The following is a 22,837-nucleotide window of genomic DNA, read 5'->3' on the forward strand; positions in this document are numbered from 1 at the left end:
CGATGCAACTCTGTGGATTCGAGGTCGGTCTCGACCAGCCGCTGTTCCTGATCGCCGGCCCCTGCGTCATCGAGTCGATGCAGCTGCAGCTCGACGTCGCCGGGCGGCTCAAGGAGATCACCGCCGCGGTCGGCATGAACTTCATCTTCAAGTCGTCCTTCGACAAGGCCAACCGCACCTCGGGCACCTCGTTCCGCGGCCCGGGGCTCGAGGAGGGGCTGAAGGTGCTGGCGGAGGTGAAGCGCCAGATCGGCGTGCCGGTCATCACCGACGTGCACGAGTACACGCCGATGGACGAGGTCGCGGCGGTGGTCGACGTGCTGCAGACCCCAGCCTTCCTCTGCCGCCAGACCGACTTCATCCAGAAGGTCGCCTCGGCAGGCCGTCCGGTGAACATCAAGAAGGGCCAGTTCCTCTCGCCCTGGGAGATGAAGCACGTCACCGACAAGGCGAAGGCGACCGGCAACACGCAGATCATGGCCTGCGAGCGCGGCGCCAGCTTCGGCTACAACAACCTGGTGTCCGACATGCGCAGCCTGTCGGTGATGCGCGATACCGGCTGCCCGGTGGTGTTCGACGCCACCCACTCGGTGCAGTTGCCGGGCGGCGCCGGCGGCAAGTCCGGCGGGCAGCGCGAGTTCGTGCCGGTGCTGTCGCGGGCGGCGGTGGCGGTCGGCATCGCCGGCCTGTTCGCCGAGACCCATCCTGACCCGGACAAGGCCCTGTCCGACGGGCCCAACGCCTGGCCGCTGTCGAGGATGCAGGCCCTGCTCGAGAACCTGATGGCGCTCGACGCCGTCACCAAGAAGAACGGCTTCCTCGAGTCCGATGCCTGAGCCCGACGGCTCGGACCCAGCCGCCGCCGGTCCCGCCGCGCGCGCGGCCGGCCTGCTGCGGCGCAACCCCGGCCGCGCCGCCCTGGTGCTGGCGTGCCTCGCCCTCGTGGTGGCGGCTGCGCTCGCCGCTGCGGTGGTGGCGACCATCGCGGTGCCCGGCGACGGCGGGCACGCGTCCGCCGTGATCGGGCCGGTCGTCAAGGGCGGCCTCGTCGTGCTCGCCCTCGACGCGCTGGCGATCCTCGTCCTCGCTATCCTTGCGCTCCATCGCGGCCGCCAGCGCGTGCCGGCGGCGGTCGCGCTGGCGGCCCTCGCCGGGACGGCGTGGCTGCTCTTCCGATTCCCGATCTCCCTTCCGTTCCCTCACAGGATCGTTCCTTCATGACCACCATCACCGCCGTTCTCGCCCGCGAGATCCTCGATTCCCGCGGCAATCCCACGCTCGAAGCCGAAGTCACCCTCGCCGACGGCGCCGTCGGGCGCGCGGCGGTGCCCTCGGGCGCTTCGACCGGCAGCAAGGAGGCGGTGGAACTGCGCGACGGCGACAAGACGCGCTACCTGGGCAAGGGCGTGACCAAGGCGGTGGGCAACGTCAACGACGCGATCGCCGCGGCGCTGAAGGGCTTCGACGCTGCCGACCAGGCCGGCCTCGACCGCAGGCTGATCGACCTCGACGGGACCGAGAACAAGGGCCGCCTGGGCGCCAACGCGCTGCTCGGCGTCTCGCTGGCGGCGGCGCATGCCGTGGCCGCTTCGCGCAGGCAGCCGCTGTGGCAGTACCTCGCGGGCGACCGCGCACCGGTGCTGCCGGTGCCGATGATGAACATCATCAACGGCGGCGCCCATGCCGACAACAACGTCGACCTGCAGGAATTCATGGTGCTGCCGGTCGGCTTCGACCGCTTTTCCGAGGCGCTGCGTGCCGGCACCGAGATCTTCCACGCGCTCAAGAGCGTGCTGAAGGGGCGCGGCCTCTCCACCGCGGTGGGCGACGAGGGCGGCTTCGCCCCGGACCTGCGCTCCAACGTGGAGGCGCTGGACACCATCATGGAAGCCATCGGCAAGGCCGGCTACAAGGCGGGCGAGGACGTGCTGCTCGGCCTCGACGTCGCCAGCACCGAGTTCCACGACAACGGCAAGTACCACCTCACCGGCGAGGGCAAGCGCCTGACCTCCGAGCAGTTCGTGGACTTCCTCGCCGACTGGTGCGCGGAGTACCCCATCGTCACCATCGAGGACGGCATGTCCGAGGACGACTGGGACGGCTGGAAGGCGCTCACCGACCGCGTCGGCCAGAAGGTGCAGCTGGTCGGCGACGACCTGTTCGTGACCAACCCGCGGATCTTCGCGCAGGGCATCGAGCGCGGCGTGGCCAACGCCATCCTGATCAAGGTCAACCAGATCGGCACCCTGACCGAGACGCTCGAGGCCATCGCCATGGCCGACCGCGCCAGGTACGCGGCGATCGTCTCGCACCGCTCGGGCGAGACCGAGGACACCACCATCGCCGACATCGCCGTGGCGACCACGGCCACCCAGATCAAGACCGGCTCCCTGTGCCGTTCCGACCGCGTGGCGAAGTACAACCAGCTGCTGCGGATCGAATCCGCGCTGGGCGCCGCCGCGCGCTACGCCGGGCGCGACGCGTTCCCGAATCTGGCACGCTAGGCGCGCTCGCTCCTGCGCCTTGATCCGGGTCCGCCGTCCCCTCCATGTTCCGCCTGATCGCGCTCGTGCTGGTCGCGCTGCTGGTGCTTCTGCAGGTCAAGCTGTGGGCGGGCGACGGCAGCTGGCGGCAGGTCGAGGCGCTGGAGGCCGCGGTCGCCCAGCAGCGCGACGAGAACGCCAGGCTCAAGCTGCGCAACGACGCGCTCGCGGCCGAGGTCGACGACCTCAAGACCGGCGATGACGCGATCGAGGAACGCGCCCGCTCGGAGCTGGGCATGATCAAGCCGGGCGAGGTCTTCTACCGCGTGGTCGAGCCGCAGCACCCGGCCCGCGACGAGGGGCGGCGGCCGTGACCTGGGTGGTGGTGCCGGCCGCCGGCCGCGGCAGGCGGTTCGGCGGCGAACGGCCCAAGCAGTACGCCCCGCTCGCCGGGCGCAGCGTGATCGAGTGCACGCTCGCGCGGGTGCTGGCGCATCCGCGGGTGCATGCCGCGATGGTGGTGCTGGCTCCCGACGACGCGTACTGGCCGGGCCTGCGCGAGGTCGCCGGCAAGCCCGTCTTCACCTGCTGGGGCGGCGACGAGCGCGCCGACTCGGTCCTCGCGGGGCTGCAGGCGCTGCCGGATTCCGTCATCGAGGACGACCCCGTCCTCGTCCACGACGCGGCGCGGCCCTGCGTGCGCGTGGCCGACATCGACCGCCTGCTCGAACTCGGCCGCCGGCACGCCGTGGGCGGCCTGCTCGCCGCGCCGGTGCGCGACACGCTCAAGCGCGCCGACGCCCGCGGCGGCGTCGCCGCGACCGCGCCGCGCGACGGTCTCTGGCGCGCGTTCACCCCGCAGCTGTTCCGCCGCGGCGGCCTGACCCGCGCGCTCCAGGCGGCGGTGCGCGCCGGCGTCGCCGTCACCGACGAGGCCATGGCCATGGAGCGCCTCGGCCTCGCCCCACTGCTGGTCGAGGGCGCCGAGGACAACATCAAGGTCACGACGCCGGCGGACCTGGCGTTCGCGGAGTTCGTGCTGGGGCGGAGCCGGGAACCGGGAAGCGGGAATGGGGACCTGCAGGTCGTGCCCGCGTCCCATCCGCTTCCTCCGTTCGAGGCCTCGTCCTGACCGGCGGGCCATCGCCCCAGGTCCCGATTCCCGCTTCACCTTTCCCTCTTCCCGCTTCAACCGGAGACCCCAATGCCCCCCATCCGCATCGGCCAGGGCTACGACGTCCACGCGTTCGGCGAGGGCGACCACGTGATGCTCGGCGGGGTGCGGGTGCCGCACGTGCAGGGCGTGGTCGCGCACTCGGACGGCGACGTGGTGCTGCACGCCCTCTGCGACGCGCTGCTGGGCGCGCTGGCCCTGGGCGACATCGGCGTGCACTTCCCGCCCTCGGACGCGCGCTGGAAGGGCGCCGACAGCCGCGTGCTGCTGCGGCACTGCCGCGCCCTGGTCGCCGAACGCGGCTACGCCGTCGGCAACTGCGACGTCACCGTGGTCTGCGAGCGGCCCAAGGTGGGGCCGCACGCCGAGGCCATGCGCGCCTGCATCGCCGAGGACCTCGGCGTCGCGGTGGACGCGGTCAGCGTCAAGGCCACGACCAGCGAGCGCATGGGCTTCACCGGTCGCGGCGAGGGCATCGCCGCGATGGCCGTTGCGCTGCTGGTCGCCGCATGAGCGTCGGCGTACCGGCGGCGTTCGGGGAGAGCGTGCTGCGCGCGGCGATCCGCCGCGAGCAGGAGGACTTCAGGGTCGAGGAAATCGACGCCTTCGCGCCGGCGGGGCAGGGCGAGCACCTGCTGCTGACGGTCGAGAAGCGCGGCATGACCACCGCCTACGCCGCGAAGCGCATCGCGGCCTGGGCCGGGGTGGGCGAGGTGGCCATCGGCTACGCGGGCCTGAAGGATCGCCACGCCGTCACCCGCCAGCGCATCAGCGTGCACCTGCCGAAGCGCGTGGCGCCCGACCTGGCCGCGCTGGAGAGCGACGACCTGCGCGTGGTCGAGGCGCACTGGCACGCCCGCAAGCTGCCGCGCGGGGCGCTCGCCGGGAACCGGTTCTCCCTGCTGCTGCGCGAGGTCGTCGGCGAGCGTGCCGCCATCGAGGCGCGGCTCCGCGCCATCGCCGCCGCGGGCGTCCCCAACGCCTTCGGCGAGCAGCGCTTCGGCCGCGGCGGGGACAACGTCGAGGCGGCGCTGCGGATGTTCGGCGGCGAGCGGGTGCGCCGCGAGCAGCGCGGGATCCTGCTCTCCGCGGCGCGCTCGGCGCTGTTCAACCGCATCCTCGCGCAGCGGGTGGCCGACGGCAGCTGGAGCGGCGGCCTGCCGGGCGAGGTCTGGATGCTCGAGGGCAGCAACAGCGTCTTCGGCCCGCAGGATCCCGGCCCGGAACTCGCGCCGCGCGTCGCGGCGCAGGACATCCATCCCACCGGGCCGCTGTGGGGCCGCGGGGCGGTGCGCAGCGGCGCCGACAGCCGCGCGCTGGAAGAGGGGCTTCTCGGCGATCCGGACGCCCTCGCCCTGCGGGCCGGGCTGGAGGCGGCGGGCCTGAAGCAGGAGCGGCGCGCGCTCCGGGTCCGTGTCGATGCGCTCGCCTGGCGGTGGGAGGGCGACGACGGTCTCCGCATCGACCTGCGGCTGGCGCCCGGCGCCTACGCCACGACCGTGCTCGCCCAGCTCGGAGAGGTGCGCGACTGCATGCGCCCCGGCTGAGGCCGGGGAGCGTGCGGACGCCGCCGTTCGTCGGCGGTTGCCGTGCGGCACGTTGCGCGGCGCGCGTCCCGGCGTAGAGTCGGCCCAGCGCCGGTGCGGTGGTCGCATCGACGCGTCGTCGAGGAGTCTCCGCCATGTCCGTCTCCCGTGTCCCGGGATGCGTGCTCGCCGGGCTCGCCGCGGCCGGGCTGTCCGCCTGCGCCACGACCGCCGGCCCGCCGCCGGTTCCCGTCCCTCCGTCCACCGCATCGGGTTTCCACGACGCCGCCTACATGGGCCGCGTCGAGGCGCTCGCCGCGCGGCGCGGCATCAAGGTGCAGTGGGTCAATCCGCCGCCGCGTCCGTCGCGCGCGGTCGCCTCGGTCGACTGAGCCGGGGCGGCCGGTCCTACTTCGGCCGCAGCAGGACCAGCACGGCGCCGGTGCCGCCGAGCGCCGGCGGGGGCGAGGCGTAGGCCAGGACGTCGTCGCGGCGCTGCAGCAGGCGGTCGACCAGGGCCTTGAGCACCGGCACGCCGTCTTCCGAGCGCAGGCCCTTGCCGTGGATCACCAGCACGCAGCGTGCGCGGTGTCCGCGCGCGGCGTGCAGGAACTCGCGCAGCAGGCGTTCCGCCTGCACCGCGTCAGCCCGGTGCAGGTCGAGCTCGCCCTGCACCGCGAACTCGCCGCGGCGCAGCCGCTTGAGCGTCGCGGCGGGCACGTCGTCGCGCCGCCACGCCAGCGCCTCGGCGGCGTCGAACGAGGCCAGCGGCGTCTCGCGCAGGGCGCGCAGCGCCTCGTACTCGTCCTCCGTGCGCTTGACCGGTCGCGGCGCGGGCCGCGGGCGCGGCTGCGTCGCCGGCGCCTCGATGCGGCGCACCTCGCCGATGGCCTCGCGGAACAGCGCGGCGTCGTCCGGGTCGACGGGAGGCGGCGGGGGCGGTCGGCGGCGGTGGGCCATGCTCGGGGCGGCGGGGCGTCGCGTCCGGAGCGCGTCGTGCGCGCCGGGAGGAGTGCGTGGGCCGCCGATACTGCGGCGCGCGCCCGGCCCAGGCAACCGGCGGCCACGACGCCGGGCGGGCAGGAGCATCCGGTATCATTGCGCGCTTTCCGCTGGAACCACGATGCGCGTACTTGTCAGCAACGACGACGGCGTCGACGCACCCGGCATCCGCGCGCTGGCGGAGGGGCTGCGCGCGGCCGGCCACGCGGTGACCATCGTCGCGCCGGACCGCGACCGCTCCGGGGCGAGCAATTCCCTGACGCTCGACCTGCCGATCCGCGTGCGCGCGCTCGGCGAGGACGTGCACGCGGTCGCCGGCACGCCGACCGACTGCGTCCACCTGGCGCTGACCGGGCTGCTGGAACTGGAGCCCGACATCGTCGTCTCCGGCGTCAACAACGTCGCCAACATGGGCGACGACGTCATCTACTCGGGGACCGTCGCTGCGGCGATGGAAGGGCGCTTCCTCGGCCTGCCGGCGGTCGCGGTGTCGCTGGCCTGGACGGGCGGCGAGGCCCGCCACTTCGCCACGGCCGCGCGCGCCGCCGAGGAGATCATCGAGCGCCTCGCGCTCGATCCCCTGCCCGCCAACACCATCCTCAACGTCAACGTGCCCAACCTCCCGTGGGAAGAGCTGGCCGGCTTCGAGGTGACCCGGCTGGGCAACCGCCACCGCTCCGAGCCCTGCGTGCCGCAGGAGGATCCGCGCGGCCGCCAGGTCTGGTGGATCGGACCCGCGGGCAAGGAGCAGGACGCCGGTCCCGGCACCGACTTCCACGCGGTGCGGACCGGGCACATCTCGATCACGCCGATCCACGTCGACCTCACGCGCTACCAGGCGCTGGAGAAGGTCGCGAGCTGGGTCGACGGCCTGAGCCAGGAGATCGGTCAGCGCGCATGATGTCCCGTTTCAACAGCCGCCCCGAGGCCCGCGGCCTCGGCATGACCTCGCAGCGTGCCCGCGACAGGCTCATCGAGCGCCTGCGCGAGGCGGGGATCCGCGACGAGCGCGTGCTCGTCGCGATGGGGACGGTGCCGCGGCACCTGTTCATCGACGAGGCGCTGGCCAGCCGGGCCTACGAGGACACGGCCCTGCCCATCGGCAACGGCCAGACCATCTCCCAGCCCTGGGTGGTGGCGCGCATGACCGAGGCCCTGCTCGAGGCGCCGCCGGTGGGGCAGGACGTGCCGCGCCGGGTGCTCGAGGTCGGCACCGGCTCCGGCTATCAGGCGGCGGTGCTGGCGGCGCTGGGCATCGAGGTCTACAGCGTCGAGCGCATCGACGAGCTGCTGCGCCAGGCGCGGCGGCGCCTGCGCAAGCTCGGCCTGGAGGTGCGCACGCGCCACGACGACGGCCGCATCGGCTGGAGCGAGCACGCGCCCTTCGACGCCATCATCGTGACCGCCGCCGGCGCCATGATCGACCCGCAACTGCTCGCGCAGCTCGGCGACGGCGGCACCCTCGTGGCGCCGGTCGGCGGTGCGGGCGGGCAACAACTGCTGCGCTTGCGACGGCAGGGCGACCGCATCGAGCAGGTCTCGTTGGGGACGGTCGTGTTCGTCCCCCTGCTCGCCGGCACCGTGAGCGCGTGAGCGCCCCGCGCGGCATCCCCGGCGCGCGGCGTCAGCGTCGCCGACTCCCACTTCCCGACGGATCCCACCGATGAACCGCGGTTTCCTGCTGACCTATCTCAAGGGCATGGCGATGGGCGCCGTGGACGTGGTGCCCGGCGTGTCCGGCGGCACCATGGCGCTCATCATCGGCATCTACGACCGCCTGCTCGGCGCCTTCGCGCAGGCGCCGCGCGCGCTGGCGGCGGCGGCACGGGGCCGTCTGCGCGAAGCCTGGGCGGCCTGCGACGCCGGCTTCCTTGCGCTGGTGCTCGCCGGCATCCTGACCAGCGTCTTCACGCTCGCCCGCCTGATCGGCTGGCTGATGGAGGCCCATCCGGTGCCGCTGTGGTCGTTCTTCCTCGGGCTCGTCGCGGTCTCGGTCCATCTGGTGGGACGGGAGGTCGGGGCCTGGCGGGCGGGGACCGTCGTCGCCTTCCTCGCCGGCTTCGCCCTCGCGGCGTGGATCGCCCTGGCTGTGCCGCTCCAGCTGCCCGCGTCTCCGCTCGTCCTGTTCCTGGGCGGCGCGATCGCGATCTGCGCCATGATCCTGCCGGGCATCTCGGGCAGCTTCATCCTCGTCCTGCTCGGGCTGTATCCGGCCGTCCTGCTGGCGGTGCGGACGCTCGACATCCCCATCCTGGCGGTCTTCGCCGCGGGCTGCGCGCTCGGCCTGCTGAGCTTCGCGCGCCTGCTGAGCTGGCTGCTCAGCGCCTGGCGCAACCTCACCATGGCCTTCCTCACCGGGCTGGTGCTGGGCTCGCTCGGCAAGGTCTGGCCGTGGAAGCACACCCTGACCTGGCAGACCGACAGCCGCGGCGAGCGCTCTCCGCTGGTGCAGGAGAACCTCCTGCCCGGCCGCTTCGCCGAGGTCACGGGGCAGGATCCGCAGGTCGCGCTGGCGCTGGCGCTGGCGGTCGTCGCGGTGCTCCTTGTGCTCTGGGTGGACTGGCTCGGCCGTCGCCATGCGGCGGAGGCGGCCGCGGGAGCCGGCCGGTGACCTGCGCCGCGGCCGGCCGCCCACCGCGGGGCGGTTCACATGCAGTCGTCGAAACCGGCTTTAGCCTGAAGGCGGCAGGAAGGCCGGAGCCGGTTCCGGCGCGTCAACGAGGGGGTGGAATGCGTACTGGCAGGGTTTGGATGGTCCTCGTCGCCGTGCTGGCCGCGGCCGGCTGCGGCCGCTCCGTGGTGGTCCGGAGCGTGCCGGACTCCGGTCCCGCAACGACGCCGCGCAGCGCGACCGCGCCGGCGCGCGGGGAGTACGTGGTGCAGCGGGGCGACACGCTCTACGGCATCGCCTTCCGCAACGGCATGGACTACCGCGACCTCGCGGCCCGCAACGGCATCTCCGCGCCCTACACCATCTATCCGGGACAGCGCCTGCGTCTCGGTGGCGCGCAGGCGCCCGCGCCGACGGTCGCGGCACGGCCGGCCCCCGGCGGGACGTCCGCGCCCGCGGCCGGCAGGCAGCCCCCGCAGTCGGCGCCGCCGTCCTCGCCGACCGCCGCGCCCTCGACGCCGCCCGCCACGGTGCCCGTGGCAGGGGCCGGCGCGGCGCCCGCGACACCGCCGCCGGCGCGCCCGGTGGCGCCGGGCGCGGTCTCGCCGAGCGGCTGGCGCTGGCCCGCGAACGGGCAGATCGTGGGCCGCTTCGCCGCGGGCGATCCGACCCGGCAGGGCCTGGACATCGCCGGCAACGCGGGTGACCCCGTCCTCGCCGCGGCCGACGGCGTGGTGGTGTATTCCGGCGCCGGCCTGGTGGGCTACGGCGAGCTGATCATCCTCAAGCACTCCGACGAGTGGCTCTCGGCGTACGGGCACAACCGCAGGCGCCTGGTGGAGGAGGGGCAGTCGATCAAGGCGGGGCAGCAGATCGCCGAGATGGGCCGCTCCGGCGCCAGCCGCGACATGCTGCACTTCGAGATCCGCCGCAACGGACGGCCGGTGGATCCGCTGCCGCTGCTGCCCCCGCGCTAGGGGCGCGGGCGGCCGCGCCTCAGGCGCGTTCGATGAGGAAGGCCGCGGCCGCCCGGCGGCCCTCGCCGACCAGGACGTTGAAGGTGCGCGCGGCGGCGGCGTTGTCCATCACCTCGATGCCCACGCCGCGCGTCAGGCAGGCGGCCATGACCGCCTGCGACGGAAAGCGCAGGCGGTCGCCGGTGCCCAGCACCAGCACCTCGATGCCGAGGTCGAGCGCGGCGTCCATGTGTCCGGGTTCGAGTTCCGCGGGCGCGCCCGGCGGCCAGTCCTCGAGCAGGCGGTCGGCGGAGACGATGAAGCTGCGGGTCAGGGTGCGCTGGTTCACCAGCACGCGTCCGGGGCCGGTGCCGCGCAGGACGAAGCTGGAGTCGGGTTGTTCGAGCGTGAGCTGCATGCGCGGCTCCTGCGGCTGTCAGCGCGCCTTCGGCAGGACGATCTGCGGGTTTTCCTGCGCGCGCCGGTAGATGACGGTGGTGTTGCCGATCCGCTGCACCAGTTCGGCGCCGGAGTTTTCCACCAGCTCCGTGATCCAGGCGTCGCGCGTGTCGCGGTCCTCGGCGGCGAACTTCACCTTGATGAGTTCGTGGCGCTCGAGCACGAGGTCCAGTTCGGCGAGCAGCGCGCGCGTGACGCCCTTGGCACCGACCTGGATCAGCGGCTTGAGCGGATGCGCCAGCCCGCGGAGGTAGCGTTTCTGGGCGGCGGTGAGGGCGGACGGCATGGAGGGCGGCGGCGCGCTGGGGCGGTCGGGAGGGCCGGTCAGGGTATCATGCCCGCCGGCCCGACCCTCACTCGATCGTCCCGATGGCACGCAGCAAGAGCAGCCACCGCTGGCTCAGGGAGCACTTCTCCGACCCCTTCGTGAAGAAGGCGCAGGCGGAAGGGCTGCGTTCGCGCGCCGCCTACAAGCTGGAGGAACTGATCGAGCGCGACCGCCTGCTGAAGCCGGGCATGACCGTGGTCGACCTCGGCGCCGCGCCGGGCGGCTGGTCGCAGTACGTGCGCCAGGCGATGGGCGACCGGGGCGTCGTGGTGGCGATGGACATCCTCGAGATGCCCGGCCTCGCCGGCGTGGACTTCATTCACGGTGATTTCAGGGCGGACGACGCAGTTTCCAGGCTCGACGCCGCCCTCGGCGGGCGCGCCGTCGATCTTGTGCTCTCCGACATGGCCCCCAATATGAGCGGCGTGGATGCAGTGGATCAGCCGCGGGCCATGTATCTTGCGGAGCTCGCGCGCGACTTCGCGCAGGATCACCTGGCCCCGGGCGGCGCCTTCCTCACCAAGCTGTTCCAGGGGGAGGGGTTCGACGCCTACGTGCTCGATCTGAAGCGCCGCTACTCGCGCGTCGTGATCCGCAAGCCCGCGGCATCCCGGCGCCGCTCCAACGAAGTGTATGCACTGGCCCAGGGCAAGCGCTGACGCCCGGCTCGAACCGACAGGATTCAGATGAACGACCTTGCCAAGAACCTGCTGCTCTGGGTGATCGTCGCCGTGGTACTGCTGGCGGTCTTCAACAGCTTCTCGCCCTCGACCGCGGGCGGCACGCGCGAGGTTCCGTACTCGACCTTCCTGCAGGAAGTGCAGCGCAACGGCATCGAGTCGGTGCGGGTGAGCGCCAACGAGAGCACCATCGAGTTCAAGCGCAAGAACGGCGAGGCCGGGGTGACCCAGGCGCCGCTGGGCGACCGCGAGCAGATGTACAACGACCTCATCAACAACGGGGTCGCGGTCAGCCGCGAGCCGTCGAAGGACGGGCCGGGGCTGGGCATCATCCTGCTCAACATCCTGCCGTACGTCATCTTCATCGGCATCTTCATCTACTTCCTCAGGCAGATGCAGCAGGGCGGCGCGGGCCGCGGCGCGATGAGCTTCGGCAAGTCGCGCGCCAAGATGCAGGGCGAGGACCAGGTGAAGGTCACCTTCGCCGACGTTGCTGGCTGCGACGAGGCCAAGGAGGAGGTCGGCGAGCTGGTCGAGTTCCTGCGCGATCCGTCCAAGTTCCAGAAGCTCGGCGGCAAGATCCCGCGCGGCGTACTGATGGTCGGCCCCCCGGGCACCGGCAAGACGCTGCTGGCGCGCGCCATCGCCGGCGAGGCCAAGGTGCCGTTCTTCTCGATCTCGGGCTCCGACTTCGTCGAGATGTTCGTGGGTGTCGGCGCCAGTCGCGTGCGCGACATGTTCGAGCAGGCCAAGAAGCACGCGCCCTGCATCATCTTCATCGACGAGATCGACGCGGTCGGCCGGCATCGCGGTGCCGGTCTCGGCGGCGGGCACGACGAGCGCGAGCAGACCCTCAACCAGTTGCTGGTCGAGATGGACGGCTTCGAGGGCGGCGAGGGCGTGATCGTCATCGCGGCGACCAACCGTCCGGACGTGCTCGACCCGGCGCTGCTGCGCCCGGGTCGCTTCGACCGCCAGGTCGTGGTCGGCCTGCCCGACGTGAAGGGCCGCGAGCAGATCCTCAAGGTGCACATGCGCAAGGTGCCGCTCGCCGAGGGCGTGGACCCGATGGTGATCGCGCGCGGCACGCCGGGCTTTTCCGGCGCCGACCTCGCTAACCTGGTGAACGAGGCGGCCCTGTTCGCCGCGCGCGAGAACGCGCGCGACGTGCGCATGGACCACTTCGACCGCGCCCGCGACAAGATCCTGATGGGCGCCGAGCGCCGCTCGATGGCGATGAGCGACGACGAGAAGAAGCTCACCGCCTACCACGAGGCCGGCCACGCCATCGTTGGCCGCCTGGTGCCCGAGCACGACCCGGTCTACAAGGTCACCATCATCCCGCGCGGCCGCGCGCTGGGCGTGACCATGTACCTGCCCGAGGGCGACAAGTACAGCTACAACAAGGTCGCGATCCAGTCGCAGCTGTGCTCGCTCTACGGCGGCCGCATCGCCGAGGAGCTGATCTTCGGGCCGGACAAGGTCACCACCGGCGCGTCCAACGACATCGAGCGCGCGACCAAGATGGCGCGCAACATGGTCACCAAGTGGGGCCTGTCGGACGAGCTCGGCCCGATCGCCTACGGTGAGGAGGACGACGAGGTGTTCCTGGGCCGCTCGGTCACCCAGCACAAGAGCGTGTCCGACGACACGGCGCGCAAGATCGACGAGGTCGTGCGCAGCATCCTCGACAAGGCCTACCAGCGCACCACGCAGATCCTCAAGGACAACATCGACAAGCTGCACGTGATGGCCGACGCGCTGCTGCAGTACGAGACGATCGACGCCAAGCAGATCGACGCCATCATGGAAGGCCGGACGCCGCCGCCGCCGGACGGCTGGGAGGCGCAGCAGAAGGCCAAGCCGCCGCGCAAGGGCGACGATGCCGGCAGCACCCCCGGCGCGATCGGCGGGCCTGCGGAGCAGCTCTGAGTGAACGGACGCGCCGTCGGCCACCACGGCACGCCCGCCGCCTGGCGCCGCTACGGCGGCGGGGCCCTCGCCGCGGCCGGCGCCCTGGCGGGCACGGCCATGGTGTGGGTCCTGCTCGGCGCGCTGCCTGTGCAGGTCGCAACCGGCCTGTGGTGCGGTGCCCTGCTGTTGGCGGGCTTCGGCGTCCACGCGCTCTTCCGCCCTCGGCGCTGAGGCGGCACCATCGCCGCGATGTGCGAAGGCCAGCGCATGCGCTGGCCTTTTTCATGGACTCCGGGATCACCGCATGTTCGATACCACCCCGGCCCTCGACTGCGGCGGCCGCCGCCTGAAGCTGGACCGGCCGCGCGTCATGGGCATCGTCAACGTCACGCCCGACTCCTTCTCGGACGGGGGCGCCCACGCCACCACCGATGCCGCGGTCGCGCACGCGCTGCGCCTGGCGGAGGAGGGGGCGGACCTCCTCGACGTCGGGGGGGAGTCCACCCGCCCCGGCGCCGGCGAGGTTCCGCTCGAGGAGGAACTCGCACGTGTCCTCCCGGTGGTGGAGCGCCTGGCGCGCGAGACCGGCCTGCCCGTCAGCGTGGACACCTCCAAGCCCGAGGTCATGCGCGCGGCGGTCGCCGCCGGCGCCGGCATGATCAACGACGTTTACGCGCTGCGCCGCGAGGGCGCGCTCGACGCCGCGGCGGCCGCGGGCGTTCCGGTGGTGCTCATGCACATGCTCGGCGAGCCGCGCTCGATGCAGGACGCGCCGGCCTACGACGACGTGGTCGGCGAGGTCCATCGCTTCCTCGCCGACCGCATCTTCGCCGCCGAGATGGCCGGCATTCCCCGGGCGCGCATCCTGGTCGATCCCGGCTTCGGCTTCGGCAAGACGGTGGCGCACAACTACCTGCTGCTGCGCCAGCTCGGACGCATCGCCGAGCTCGGCGTGCCGGTGCTCGCGGGCCTGTCGCGCAAGTCGATGATCGGCACCGTCACCAGCCGCGCGGTCGCCGCGGAGCGCGTCCACGGCTCGGTGGCCGGCGCGGTGCTGGCGGCGCAGAACGGCGCGGCGATCGTACGGGTGCACGACGTCGCCGCGACCGTGGACGCGCTGAAGGTACTGCAGGCCTGTCTCGAACAGCCCGCCGCGGCGGAGCGTCCGGCCGCGCCGGCCCTGCCGCGCTGGCCCGACGACGAGTGAGCGCCGCGCGGATGGCAGGCGACGGGGACGCGCGGCCGCTGGCGATCGCGCTGATGGGGCCGACCGCCTCCGGCAAGACCGCGCTGGCGGTCGAGTGGGCGCAGCGGCTCGGCACCGAGATCGTCAGCGTCGATTCGGCCCTGGTCTACCGCGGCCTCGACATCGGCGCGGCCAAGCCCGACGCGGCGACCCAGGCGCTGGCGCCGCACCGCCTGATCGACATCCGCGACCCGTACGAGACCTACAACGCCGGCGAGTTCGCGGCCGATGCCCTCGCCGAGATGCAGGCTCTGGCGGCCGAGGGCCGCGTGCCGCTCCTGGTCGGCGGGACCGGCCTGTACTTCCGTGCCCTGCTCGACGGCCTTGCCGAGATGCCCGAATCGGTGCCGGAGGTGCGTGCAGCCATCGGGGAGGAGGGCGCGCGGCGCGGCTGGGCGGCGCTCCACGCCGATCTCGCCGGGGTCGACCCGGTCTCCGCCGCGCGCATCCGGCCCAGCGATCCGCAGCGCATCGCCCGGGCGCTGGAGGTCTGGCGGGTCAGCGGGCGGCCGCTGAGCGCCTGGCAGGCAGAGGGGGCGACGCGGCGCCGCTTTCCCTTCCGCGTCCTGCGCCTGGTGCTGGCGCCGTCGGACCGGGCGGTCCTGCACGCACGGATCGCGCGGCGTTTCGACCAGATGCTGGAGCAGGGCTTCCTCGACGAGGTCCGCCGGCTGCGCGCCGATCCGCGCCTGCACCCGGACCTGCCTGCGATGCGCGCGGTCGGCTACCGGCAGGCCTGGCGCCATCTCGATGGCGCGACCGACGCCGCGGCGTTCAGGAGCGAGGCGATCGCCGCGACCCGGCAGCTCGCCAAGCGCCAGCTGACCTGGCTGCGCGGGGATCCGGCGGCGCGCTGGCTCGATCCGCAGCACCAGCGGGACGAGCTCGAGGCCGCGCTGCGGCTGTTCCTCGGGCGGCGGGCGGCCGCGCCCTCACTCGATCAAGACCGGAGCGCTGTGTAACATCGTCGCCGGCCTGGAGCCCGCTCCACCCCGGCCGGCGTCGCTGGCGCCGGCGGCTCCCCGGCCGCGCCGCACCCCCGAGCGGCGCGAGAACGTTCGAGCTGCCGATGGCGCGCCGGCTCGCTGCGCGCACAAAAGAAGAGCAGGTGAAGCATGTCCAAGGGTCAGTCCCTCCAGGACCCGTTCCTCAACGCATTGCGTCGTGAGCGGGTCCCCGTATCGATCTACCTCGTCAACGGCATCAAGCTGCAGGGGACCATCGAGTCCTTCGACCAGTTCGTGGTGCTGTTGCGCAATACCGTGAGCCAGATGGTCTACAAGCACGCCATCTCCACCGTGGTGCCGGCGCGCAACGTGCGCATGGGGCCGGCCGGGGCCGCGGCATCCGATTCCGAAGCCGCCGAGCCGGCGGCCTGACGCAGGCGGGAAACAGGTCCTCTTGGAGCTTTTCGAACGTTCGCGGCGGGGCGAGAACGCCCTGCTGATCCACCCGCACCGTGGCGGGGTCGACGAGGACGCCGAGCAGGAGTTCGCCGAACTCGCGCGCTCGGCCGGGGCGCAGGTGGTGGCGAGCCTGGGTGCGCGGATCGACCGCCCGAGTCCCGCCACCTTCATCGGCAGCGGCAAGGTGGAGGAGGCGAAGATGCTCGCCGACGCCACCGGCGCCGACCTGGTGCTGGTGGACCATGCGCTCACGCCGGTGCAGGAGCGCAACCTCGAAAAGGCGCTCGGGCGGCGCGTGGTCGACCGCACCGGGCTCATCCTCGACATCTTCGCCCTGCGCGCGCGCTCCCACGAGGGCAAGCTGCAGGTGGAGCTGGCGCAGCTGCGGCACCTGGCGACCCGCCTGGTGCGCGGCTGGACCCACCTCGAGCGCCAGCGCGGCGGTTCCATCGGCCTGCGCGGCCCCGGCGAGACGCAGCTCGAGACCGACCGGCGCCTGCTGCAGAAGCGGGTGGACATGCTGCAGAAGCGGCTCGGCAAGGTCGAGGTCCAGCAGGCGCAGATGCGCCGCGCCCGGGAGCGCAACGCATTGCCGCGCGTGGCGCTCGTCGGCTACACCAACGCCGGCAAGTCCACGCTGTTCAACGCCCTGACCGGCGCTTCGGTGTACGCCGAGGACCAGCTGTTCGCGACCCTCGACCCGACCGTGCGCCGCCTGCGGCTGCCGGGGGCCGGCACCCTGGTGCTTTCGGACACCGTCGGCTTCGTGCGCGACCTGCCGCACGAACTGGTCGCCGCGTTCCGCTCCACGCTGTCCGAGGCGCGCGAGGCGGATCTGCTGCTGCATCTGGTCGATGCCGCCGATCCGCTGCGCGAGGAGCGCATCGCCCAGGTCGACGCCGTCCTCGAGGAGATCGGGGCGGGCGAGATCCCGCAGCTGCTGCTGTTCAACAAGATCGACCGGATCGAGGGCGCCGACGCGCGCCACGAGCCCGAGGCGCCGGGCGGGCGCGAGCGCATCTGGCTGTCGGCGCAGCGCGGCGACGGCATCGACCTGCTGCGCGAGACGCTCGACGCGCGTTTCCGCCTGCGCCGCGTCGGCGGCGAGCTGCACCTGCCGCCCGAAGCCGGGCGCCTGCATGCGCGCCTGCATGCGGCGGGCGGCGTGGTCGCCGAGACCCTGGGCGAGGACGGGTGGCGCATGCGCCTGGACATGCCCCTGACCGTGGCCGAGCGCATCGCCGCCGAACCGGACGCCGCGCCGCTGCGGGCCCTGCTGCCGCCGCGCGACGACGTCGACTGAACGCCCGTGCCGCCGGCCGTTCGGCTTGAGCCGGGCGCCCCCCCTACCTACAATCGAGCGATTTCCCCCGCGGCGCGCCCTGGTCTACGGCCTCGGCGTCCGCCCTGCGACGGAGCCTGCATGGCCTGGAACGAGCCCGGAAAGGGCAGCAAAGATCCCTGGAAGGGGAAGGACCCCAACTCGGAGATCGAGGCCTTCGTCGGCCGCCTGAAGGGTGTGTTCGGCGGCGGTCGCGGCAACAACGACGGCGGCAGCCGCGGTTCCCGCGGCGGCGACGGCTTCAATCCCCTGTGGCTGGTCCTTCTGCTGGCGGCGGTGTGGCTGGTGTTCGACAGCTTCCAGCTGATCAACGAGCGCCAGCGCGGCGTGGTCCTGCGCTTCGGCAAGTTCGCGCGGGTGATGGAGCCCGGCCCGAACTTCAAGCTGCCGATGCCGTTCGAGACGGTGCACAAGGTGGACGTCACCAGCGTGCGCCGCGTCTCCGACCAGGTGCGCATGCTCACGCGCGACGAGAACATCGTGCAGATCAACTACGAAGTGCAGTACGCGGTCGCGGATCCCACGCTGTTCCTGTTCGGCGATGCCGCGCCGGAGGAGACCCTCCGGCACGCGGCCGAGGCGGCGGTGCGCGACGTGATCGGCGGCAGCATCATGGACGGCGTGCTCACCGGCGAGCGCGCGGCGCTCGCTGCGCGCGCGCAGGAGCTGCTGCAGGCCTCCCTGGAGAGCTACCGCACCGGCATCCTGGTCTCGACCTTCGCCATGCCGGACGCGCGTCCGCCGGTGGAGGTGCGCGACGCCTTCGACGACGCGATCAGCGCGCGCGAGGACAAGGAGCGCATCGAGAGCGAGGCGCAGGCCTATGCCAGCACCGTGGTGCCGGAGGCGCGCGGTGCCGCCGCCCGCATCCGCACCGAGGCGGAGGGCTACAAGGCCGCCGTGCTCGCCCGCGCCGAGGGCGACGCCGAGCGCTTCACCCTGCTCGCGGCCGAGTACCGGCAGGCGCCGGAGGTGACCCGCCGTCGCCTCTACCTCGACACCATGCAGGAGGTGCTGGCCGCCAACCGCAAGGTCTACTCGGGCGACACCGGCAACGTGCTCTACCTGCCGACCGAGAGCGGCGGCCTGCCGCCGGGCGGCCTGAGCCGCCTGCCCGCGGCCTCGACGGCGACGCCCGACCTGACCAACGCCGGCATGGCCGCGCAGGCCGAGCGCGCCGCAGCGGCGCAGCGCAACACCGAACGCCCCACGCGGGCCACCCGTCCGGAGGGCCGCTGACATGAGACCCATCGTCATCGCCATCGCGGCGCTCGTGGTCCTGCTGCTGCTGGGCTCGGTGTTCCGCGTCAACGAAGCGCAGACCGGCATGGTCATCCAGCTCGGCCGCGTGGTCCGCAGCGACCTGCCGCCCGGCCTGCACTTCAAGCTGCCGATCGTGCAGACCCCGGTCACCTTCGACCGCCGCATCCTGACCCTGGAGTCGGCGCCGGAGCGTTACCTGACCAGCGAGAAGAAGGACGTCAACGTCGACTTCTTCGTGAAGTGGCGCATCGCCGAGGCACGGCGCTACTACACCTCGCTGGGCGGCCTGGAGACCAACGCCATCGCGCGCCTGGACCCGGTCGTGAAGCAGGCCATCCGCAACGAGATCAACCAGCGCACCCTGCAGGAAGTCGTGGGCGGCGAGCGCACCAACCTCTCGGCGCGCTTCGTCGAGGTCGCCAACCAGGCGGCCGCCGGCTTCGGCATCGAGGTGGTGGACGTGCGCATCAAGCGCATCGACCTGCCCGAGGACAGCGGCGTGCTGGAGTCCGTGTTCCGCCGCATGCGCGCCGAACGCCTGCGGGTGGCCAACGAGCTGCGCGCCGAGGGCGACGAGATCCGCCAGACCATCCAGTCCGAAGCGGACCGCCAGCGTGCGGTGATCCTCGCGGAGGCCGAGCGCGACGCCCAGCGCCTGCGCGGTGAAGGCGACGCCGGCGCGGCCGCGACCTACGCCCAGGCCTACGGGCAGGATGCGGAGTTCTACAGCTTCTACCGCAGCCTCGATGCTTACCGGAACGCCTTCGCGGACGGCCGTGCGACCCTGGTGCTCGACAAGGACTCCGAGCTGATGCGGTACTTCGACCAGGCCGGTCCGGCGCGCTGACCGCATGGGCGCCAACCTCTGGGCGGCGCTCTGCCTCGTGCTGGTGCTGGAGGGCCTGATGCTGTTCGCGGTCCCCCGCACCTGGAAGCGGGCCGCGTTCAGCATGCTGCGCATGCCGGACCGGGCCCTGCGGGTCGCGGGGGCGCTGGCCATCGGCCTCGGCCTGGTGCTGCTCCAGGCGGTGCGCTGAGCCGCCGGCTGAACGGCCGCGGCTGCGCAGCCGGCGGTTTTCTTGGATAATTCGCAAAAGCCGGGACACCCCCGGCTTTTTCCTTGTCTGCGGGTGGGCGGCGCCGAAGCGCGCCCGCTCCGGCCAAGGGTCTCTCACCGGTGCCACCGAAGGCACTTCGCATCAAGGAGCAAGGCCGTGGGTCAGTCAGTGGTGGTCCTGGGCGCCCAGTGGGGCGACGAGGGCAAGGGCAAGATCGTCGATCTCCTCACCGAGCAGGTGGGCGCGGTGGTCCGCTTCCAGGGCGGCCACAACGCCGGCCACACCCTGGTCATCGGCGGCAAGAAGACCATCCTGCACCTGATTCCCTCGGGCATCCTGCGCGAGGGCGTGCTGTGCCTGATCGGCAACGGGGTGGTGCTGTCGCCCGCGGCCCTGCAGAAGGAGATCGCCGAGCTCGAGGGGCAGGGCATCGAGGTGCGCTCGCGCCTGAAGATCAGCCCGGCCACGCCGCTGATCATGCCGTACCACATCGCCCTGGATCAGGCGCGCGAGAAGGCCGCCGGCGGCAAGGCCATCGGCACCACCGGACGCGGCATCGGCCCCGCCTACGAGGACAAGGTCGCCCGGCGCGGCGTGCGCGTGGCCGATCTGGCCTATCCCAAGCAGCTCGCGGAGAAGCTCGAGAGCGCGCTCGACTACCACAACTTCGTGCTGACCAAGTACCTGGGCGTCGACGCGATCGACGTGAAGCAGACCCTCGACGACGCGCTCGCCTTCGGCGAGTACGTGGAGCCGATGAAGCACGACGTGGCCGGCCTGCTGCACGACCTGCGCAAGCAGGGCAAGCGCATCCTGTTCGAGGGCGCGCAGGGCTCGCTGCTCGACATCGACCACGGCACCTACCCCTACGTGACCTCCAGCAACACCACCACCGGCGGCGCGCTCGCCGGCACCGGCGTGGGCCCGGAGGCCATCGACTACGTGCTCGGCATCGCCAAGGCCTACGCGACCCGCGTCGGCGGCGGCCCGTTCCCGACCGAGCTGCACGACGAGCTCGGCGAGGCGCTGCGCGAGCGCGGCCAGGAGTTCGGCGCCACCACCGGGCGCCCGCGCCGCTGCGGCTGGATCGACATCGTCGCGCTCAAGCGCGCCGTGGCGATCAACGGCATCACCGGCCTGTGCGTCACCAAGCTCGACGTGCTCGACGGCCTGCCGAGCCTGAAGATGTGCATCGCCTACAAGTACCGCGGCAAGACCACCGAGTACGCGCCGCTGGATGCGGCCGGCTGGGACGAGTGCGAGCCGGAGTACCTGGAGTTCCCCGGCTGGACCGAGTCCACCCACGACATCACGGAGTGGGACAGGCTTCCGCCGGCGGCGCGCGCCTACCTGCGCGCCCTCGAGGAACTGGTGGGCTGCCCGCTGGCCATGGTCTCGACCGGCCCCGACCGCAACTCCAACATCATCCTGCGCGACGCCTTCGCCTGACCGGCGAAGCCCCCGCCCGAAGGCCGCAGCGATGCGGCCTTCGTCGTTTGCGGCCCGGCGCCGCGCAGGCCGCCGCAGCCGCGAGGAACGCCATGTCGTCCACGCCCGAACACCCGGTCCCGCCCCGTCTCGCCGCGCTCCGCGCCGCCATGCGCGCCGCCGGTGTCGCCGCCTGCCTGGTCCCGTCGTCGGACCCGCACCTGTCCGAGTACCTCCCGAAGCGCTGGCAGGCGCGCCGCTGGTTCTCGGGCTTCAGCGGCTCCGTCGGCACCCTGGTGGTCGGCCACGACTTCGCCGGCATGTGGACCGACAGCCGGTACTGGGAGCAGGCCGAAGCCGAGCTCGCCGGCAGCGGCGTGAGCATGATGAAGCTGCCCGACTCGCGCAGCCCGGTGTACATGGACTGGCTGGCCGCGAATCTGGGGGAGGGAGACGTGGTGGCCGTGGACGGCAGCGTGCTGGCGCTGTCGGTGGCCGAGCGCCTGCGTGCGCTGCTCGCGCCGCGCGGCATCCGCCTGCGCGAGGACCTGGACCTCCCCGGCGCGGCATGGCCGGAGCGGCCCGGACTGCCCGGCGCGCCCGTGGTCGAGCATGCGGCGCCGTGGGCGACCGAGCCGCGAGGCGCGCGGCTGGGGCGCCTGCGCGAGGCGATGCGCGGGCACGCGGCGCAGTGGCATCTGGTGTCGAGCCTCGACGACGTCGCCTGGCTGCTCAACCTCCGCGGCAGCGACGTCGCCTTCAATCCCGTCTTCCTCGCGCACCTGCTCGTGGGCGAGGCGGGCGCGCGCCTGTTCGTGGGCGCCGGCAAGCTGGCGCCGGCGTACATCGACGCGCTCGCCGCGGACGGGGTGACGGTGGCCGACTACGCCGCGCTCGGCGGCGCGCTGCGCACCCTGCCGGCGGGGGACGTCCTGCTGGTCGATCCCGACCGCGTGACCGCCGGCGTGCTCGCCGACGTGCCGGACACGGTGCGGCAGGTGCGCGCGCCGAACCCCAGCGTGGCCTTCAAGGCCCGCAAGAGCGAGGCCGAGGCCGCGCACGTGCGCGAGGCCATGCGCCAGGACGGCGCTGCGCTGTGCGTGGCCTTCGCGGCCATCGAGGCGCGTCTCGCCGCCGGCGAGGCGCTCACGGAGCTCGACGTGGACGCCCTCCTGCTGGCCGCGCGGGCGGCGCGTCCCGGCTACGTCTCGCCCAGCTTCGCCACCATTGCGGGCTTCAACGGCAACGGCGCCATGCCGCACTACCGCGCGACCGCCGCGGCGCATGCGCGCATCGCAGGCGACGGCCTGCTGCTGGTGGACTCCGGCGCCCAATACCTGGGCGGCACCACCGACGTCACGCGCATGCTGCCGGTGGGGACGCCGAGCCCGGAGCAGAAGGCCGACTGCGCCCGCGTGCTGAAGGGGTTGATCGCGCTGTCGCGCGCGCGCTTCCCGGCCGGCATCGCCGCGCCCCTGCTCGACGCCATCGCCCGCGCGCCGCTGTGGGCGGACGGCATCGACTACGGCCATGGCACCGGGCACGGCGTCGGCTACTTCCTGGCCGTGCACGAGGCGCCGCAGGCGCTGTCGTGGCGGGCCGCGCCTTCGCCGCAGATGGCGATGCTGCCGGGCATGATCACCTCCATCGAGCCCGGCACCTACCGCCCGGGACGCTGGGGCGTGCGCATCGAGAACCTGGTCCTGAACCAGCCTGCGGACGTGCCCGGCGGGTCCGGCGACTTCCTGGAGTTCGAGACGCTCACCCTGTGCCCCATCGACCTGCGCTGCATCGACCTCGACCGGCTGGATGCGGGCGAACGGGCCTGGCTGGACGCCTACCACGCTCGGGTGCGCGATGCCCTCGCCCCCCTGCTGGAGGGCGCGGCGCTGGCCTGGCTGGAGGCGCGCACGCAGCCGCTGGCCGCGGCGGGCTGAACCGTCGCGGCGGCGCCCCTCCCG

The 22,837-nt window shown here is 72.9% G+C and carries 27 protein-coding genes; 24 read left to right on the forward strand and 3 right to left on the reverse strand.

Translation table 11 applies throughout. The features are described 5' to 3' along the window. The first annotated feature begins 2 nt into the window (after nt 1-2). The 8 genes from kdsA (at nt 3) to ACFO3Q_RS11250 (ending at nt 5,575) form a co-directional block, all read left to right on the forward strand. Nucleotides 3-836 carry a 3-deoxy-8-phosphooctulonate synthase gene (gene kdsA, locus ACFO3Q_RS11215; protein ID WP_377004778.1) on the forward strand — a complete coding sequence of 278 codons (834 nt, stop codon included), beginning with the start codon at nt 3-5 and terminating at the stop codon, nt 834-836. After that, nucleotides 829-1,221 (forward strand): hypothetical protein, encoded by a 393-nt coding sequence (locus ACFO3Q_RS11220; protein WP_377004779.1) that lies wholly within the window; start codon nt 829-831, stop codon nt 1,219-1,221. Before kdsA ends, ACFO3Q_RS11220 begins: the two co-directional genes overlap by 8 nt. Next, a complete protein-coding gene (gene eno / locus ACFO3Q_RS11225) occupies nt 1,218-2,504 on the forward strand; it encodes a phosphopyruvate hydratase (protein ID WP_377004780.1) in 1,287 nt (428 codons plus the stop codon). Before ACFO3Q_RS11220 ends, eno begins: the two co-directional genes overlap by 4 nt. Before the next feature lie 44 nt (nt 2,505-2,548). Next, entirely contained in the window at nt 2,549-2,857 is a 309-nt protein-coding gene (gene ftsB, locus ACFO3Q_RS11230; protein WP_377004781.1) for a cell division protein FtsB, read from the forward strand. Continuing rightward, nucleotides 2,854-3,615, forward strand: coding sequence for a 2-C-methyl-D-erythritol 4-phosphate cytidylyltransferase (gene ispD, locus ACFO3Q_RS11235; protein WP_377004782.1), 762 nt, complete (start codon nt 2,854-2,856; stop codon nt 3,613-3,615). Before ftsB ends, ispD begins: the two co-directional genes overlap by 4 nt. 72 nt (nt 3,616-3,687) lie before the next feature. After that, the gene (ispF, locus tag ACFO3Q_RS11240) at nt 3,688-4,170 is read left to right on the forward strand and encodes a 2-C-methyl-D-erythritol 2,4-cyclodiphosphate synthase (RefSeq protein ID WP_377004783.1); all 483 of its coding nucleotides are present in this window, start codon (nt 3,688-3,690) and stop codon (nt 4,168-4,170) included. Further along, entirely contained in the window at nt 4,167-5,204 is a 1,038-nt protein-coding gene (gene truD / locus ACFO3Q_RS11245) for a tRNA pseudouridine(13) synthase TruD (RefSeq protein ID WP_377004784.1), read from the forward strand. Before ispF ends, truD begins: the two co-directional genes overlap by 4 nt. Nucleotides 5,205-5,338: 134 nt before the next feature. Continuing rightward, nucleotides 5,339-5,575, forward strand: a complete 237-nt coding sequence (locus ACFO3Q_RS11250; RefSeq protein ID WP_377004785.1) for a hypothetical protein — start codon at nt 5,339-5,341, stop codon at nt 5,573-5,575. Nucleotides 5,576-5,591: 16 nt separating this feature from the next. Here the strand turns inward: ACFO3Q_RS11250 and ACFO3Q_RS11255 are convergent, their stop codons facing one another. Beyond that, nucleotides 5,592-6,143 (reverse strand): Smr/MutS family protein, encoded by a 552-nt coding sequence (locus tag ACFO3Q_RS11255; RefSeq protein ID WP_377004786.1) that lies wholly within the window; start codon nt 6,141-6,143, stop codon nt 5,592-5,594. A gap of 163 nt (nt 6,144-6,306) precedes the next feature. Between ACFO3Q_RS11255 and surE the strand changes: the two genes are divergently transcribed. From surE to ACFO3Q_RS11275, 4 genes are all read left to right on the forward strand, one after another. Beyond that, nucleotides 6,307-7,086 (forward strand): 5'/3'-nucleotidase SurE, encoded by a 780-nt coding sequence (surE, locus tag ACFO3Q_RS11260; protein WP_377004787.1) that lies wholly within the window; start codon nt 6,307-6,309, stop codon nt 7,084-7,086. Continuing rightward, nucleotides 7,083-7,778, forward strand: coding sequence for a protein-L-isoaspartate(D-aspartate) O-methyltransferase (locus ACFO3Q_RS11265; protein ID WP_377004788.1), 696 nt, complete (start codon nt 7,083-7,085; stop codon nt 7,776-7,778). Before surE ends, ACFO3Q_RS11265 begins: the two co-directional genes overlap by 4 nt. 70 nt (nt 7,779-7,848) lie before the next feature. After that, the gene (locus ACFO3Q_RS11270; RefSeq protein ID WP_377004789.1) at nt 7,849-8,796 is read left to right on the forward strand and encodes a DUF368 domain-containing protein; all 948 of its coding nucleotides are present in this window, start codon (nt 7,849-7,851) and stop codon (nt 8,794-8,796) included. A 140-nt stretch (nt 8,797-8,936) separates the two neighbouring features. Next, on the forward strand, nt 8,937-9,773 hold the full coding sequence (locus ACFO3Q_RS11275) for a peptidoglycan DD-metalloendopeptidase family protein (RefSeq protein WP_377004790.1): 837 nt from the start codon (nt 8,937-8,939) through the stop codon (nt 9,771-9,773). A 19-nt stretch (nt 9,774-9,792) separates the two neighbouring features. Here the strand turns inward: ACFO3Q_RS11275 and ACFO3Q_RS11280 are convergent, their stop codons facing one another. Continuing rightward, nucleotides 9,793-10,170, reverse strand: a complete 378-nt coding sequence (locus tag ACFO3Q_RS11280) for an Mth938-like domain-containing protein (protein ID WP_377004791.1) — start codon at nt 10,168-10,170, stop codon at nt 9,793-9,795. An 18-nt stretch (nt 10,171-10,188) separates the two neighbouring features. Then, nucleotides 10,189-10,497, reverse strand: a complete 309-nt coding sequence (gene yhbY, locus ACFO3Q_RS11285) for a ribosome assembly RNA-binding protein YhbY (protein ID WP_377004792.1) — start codon at nt 10,495-10,497, stop codon at nt 10,189-10,191. A gap of 83 nt (nt 10,498-10,580) precedes the next feature. On the opposite strand from yhbY, the gene rlmE reads away from it, so the two are divergent. From rlmE to ACFO3Q_RS11345, 12 genes are all read left to right on the forward strand, one after another. Continuing rightward, nucleotides 10,581-11,198 (forward strand): 23S rRNA (uridine(2552)-2'-O)-methyltransferase RlmE, encoded by a 618-nt coding sequence (rlmE, locus tag ACFO3Q_RS11290; RefSeq protein ID WP_377004793.1) that lies wholly within the window; start codon nt 10,581-10,583, stop codon nt 11,196-11,198. Nucleotides 11,199-11,225: 27 nt separating this feature from the next. After that, nucleotides 11,226-13,151 (forward strand): ATP-dependent zinc metalloprotease FtsH, encoded by a 1,926-nt coding sequence (gene ftsH, locus ACFO3Q_RS11295; protein ID WP_377004794.1) that lies wholly within the window; start codon nt 11,226-11,228, stop codon nt 13,149-13,151. Next, nucleotides 13,152-13,364 (forward strand): hypothetical protein, encoded by a 213-nt coding sequence (locus tag ACFO3Q_RS11300; protein WP_377004795.1) that lies wholly within the window; start codon nt 13,152-13,154, stop codon nt 13,362-13,364. 73 nt (nt 13,365-13,437) lie between these two features. Continuing rightward, nucleotides 13,438-14,340, forward strand: a complete 903-nt coding sequence (gene folP, locus ACFO3Q_RS11305; RefSeq protein WP_377004797.1) for a dihydropteroate synthase — start codon at nt 13,438-13,440, stop codon at nt 14,338-14,340. An 11-nt stretch (nt 14,341-14,351) separates the two neighbouring features. After that, nucleotides 14,352-15,341: a tRNA (adenosine(37)-N6)-dimethylallyltransferase MiaA gene (miaA, locus tag ACFO3Q_RS11310; protein ID WP_377004799.1), complete on the forward strand. Its 990-nt coding sequence runs from the start codon at nt 14,352-14,354 to the stop codon at nt 15,339-15,341. Between the two features lie 153 nt (nt 15,342-15,494). Beyond that, complete coding sequence (gene hfq / locus ACFO3Q_RS11315) at nt 15,495-15,758, forward strand: RNA chaperone Hfq (RefSeq protein ID WP_377004801.1); 264 nt, start codon at nt 15,495-15,497, stop codon at nt 15,756-15,758. A gap of 22 nt (nt 15,759-15,780) precedes the next feature. Continuing rightward, entirely contained in the window at nt 15,781-17,088 is a 1,308-nt protein-coding gene (gene hflX, locus ACFO3Q_RS11320; protein WP_377004803.1) for a ribosome rescue GTPase HflX, read from the forward strand. Nucleotides 17,089-17,208: 120 nt separating this feature from the next. Continuing rightward, complete coding sequence (gene hflK / locus ACFO3Q_RS11325) at nt 17,209-18,366, forward strand: FtsH protease activity modulator HflK (protein WP_377004805.1); 1,158 nt, start codon at nt 17,209-17,211, stop codon at nt 18,364-18,366. Between the two features lies 1 nt (nt 18,367). Continuing rightward, a complete protein-coding gene (gene hflC / locus ACFO3Q_RS11330) occupies nt 18,368-19,237 on the forward strand; it encodes a protease modulator HflC (RefSeq protein WP_377004807.1) in 870 nt (289 codons plus the stop codon). 4 nt (nt 19,238-19,241) lie between these two features. Beyond that, nucleotides 19,242-19,427: a DUF2065 domain-containing protein gene (locus tag ACFO3Q_RS11335; protein WP_377004809.1), complete on the forward strand. Its 186-nt coding sequence runs from the start codon at nt 19,242-19,244 to the stop codon at nt 19,425-19,427. A gap of 177 nt (nt 19,428-19,604) precedes the next feature. Next, the gene (locus ACFO3Q_RS11340) at nt 19,605-20,897 is read left to right on the forward strand and encodes an adenylosuccinate synthase (protein ID WP_377004811.1); all 1,293 of its coding nucleotides are present in this window, start codon (nt 19,605-19,607) and stop codon (nt 20,895-20,897) included. Between the two features lie 92 nt (nt 20,898-20,989). Next, the gene (locus ACFO3Q_RS11345) at nt 20,990-22,813 is read left to right on the forward strand and encodes a M24 family metallopeptidase (RefSeq protein ID WP_377004813.1); all 1,824 of its coding nucleotides are present in this window, start codon (nt 20,990-20,992) and stop codon (nt 22,811-22,813) included. Nucleotides 22,814-22,837: the final 24 nt, after the last annotated feature.

Source organism: Coralloluteibacterium thermophilum (genome assembly GCF_042654365.1).
Lineage (GTDB): Bacteria > Pseudomonadota > Gammaproteobacteria > Xanthomonadales > Xanthomonadaceae > Coralloluteibacterium > Coralloluteibacterium thermophilum.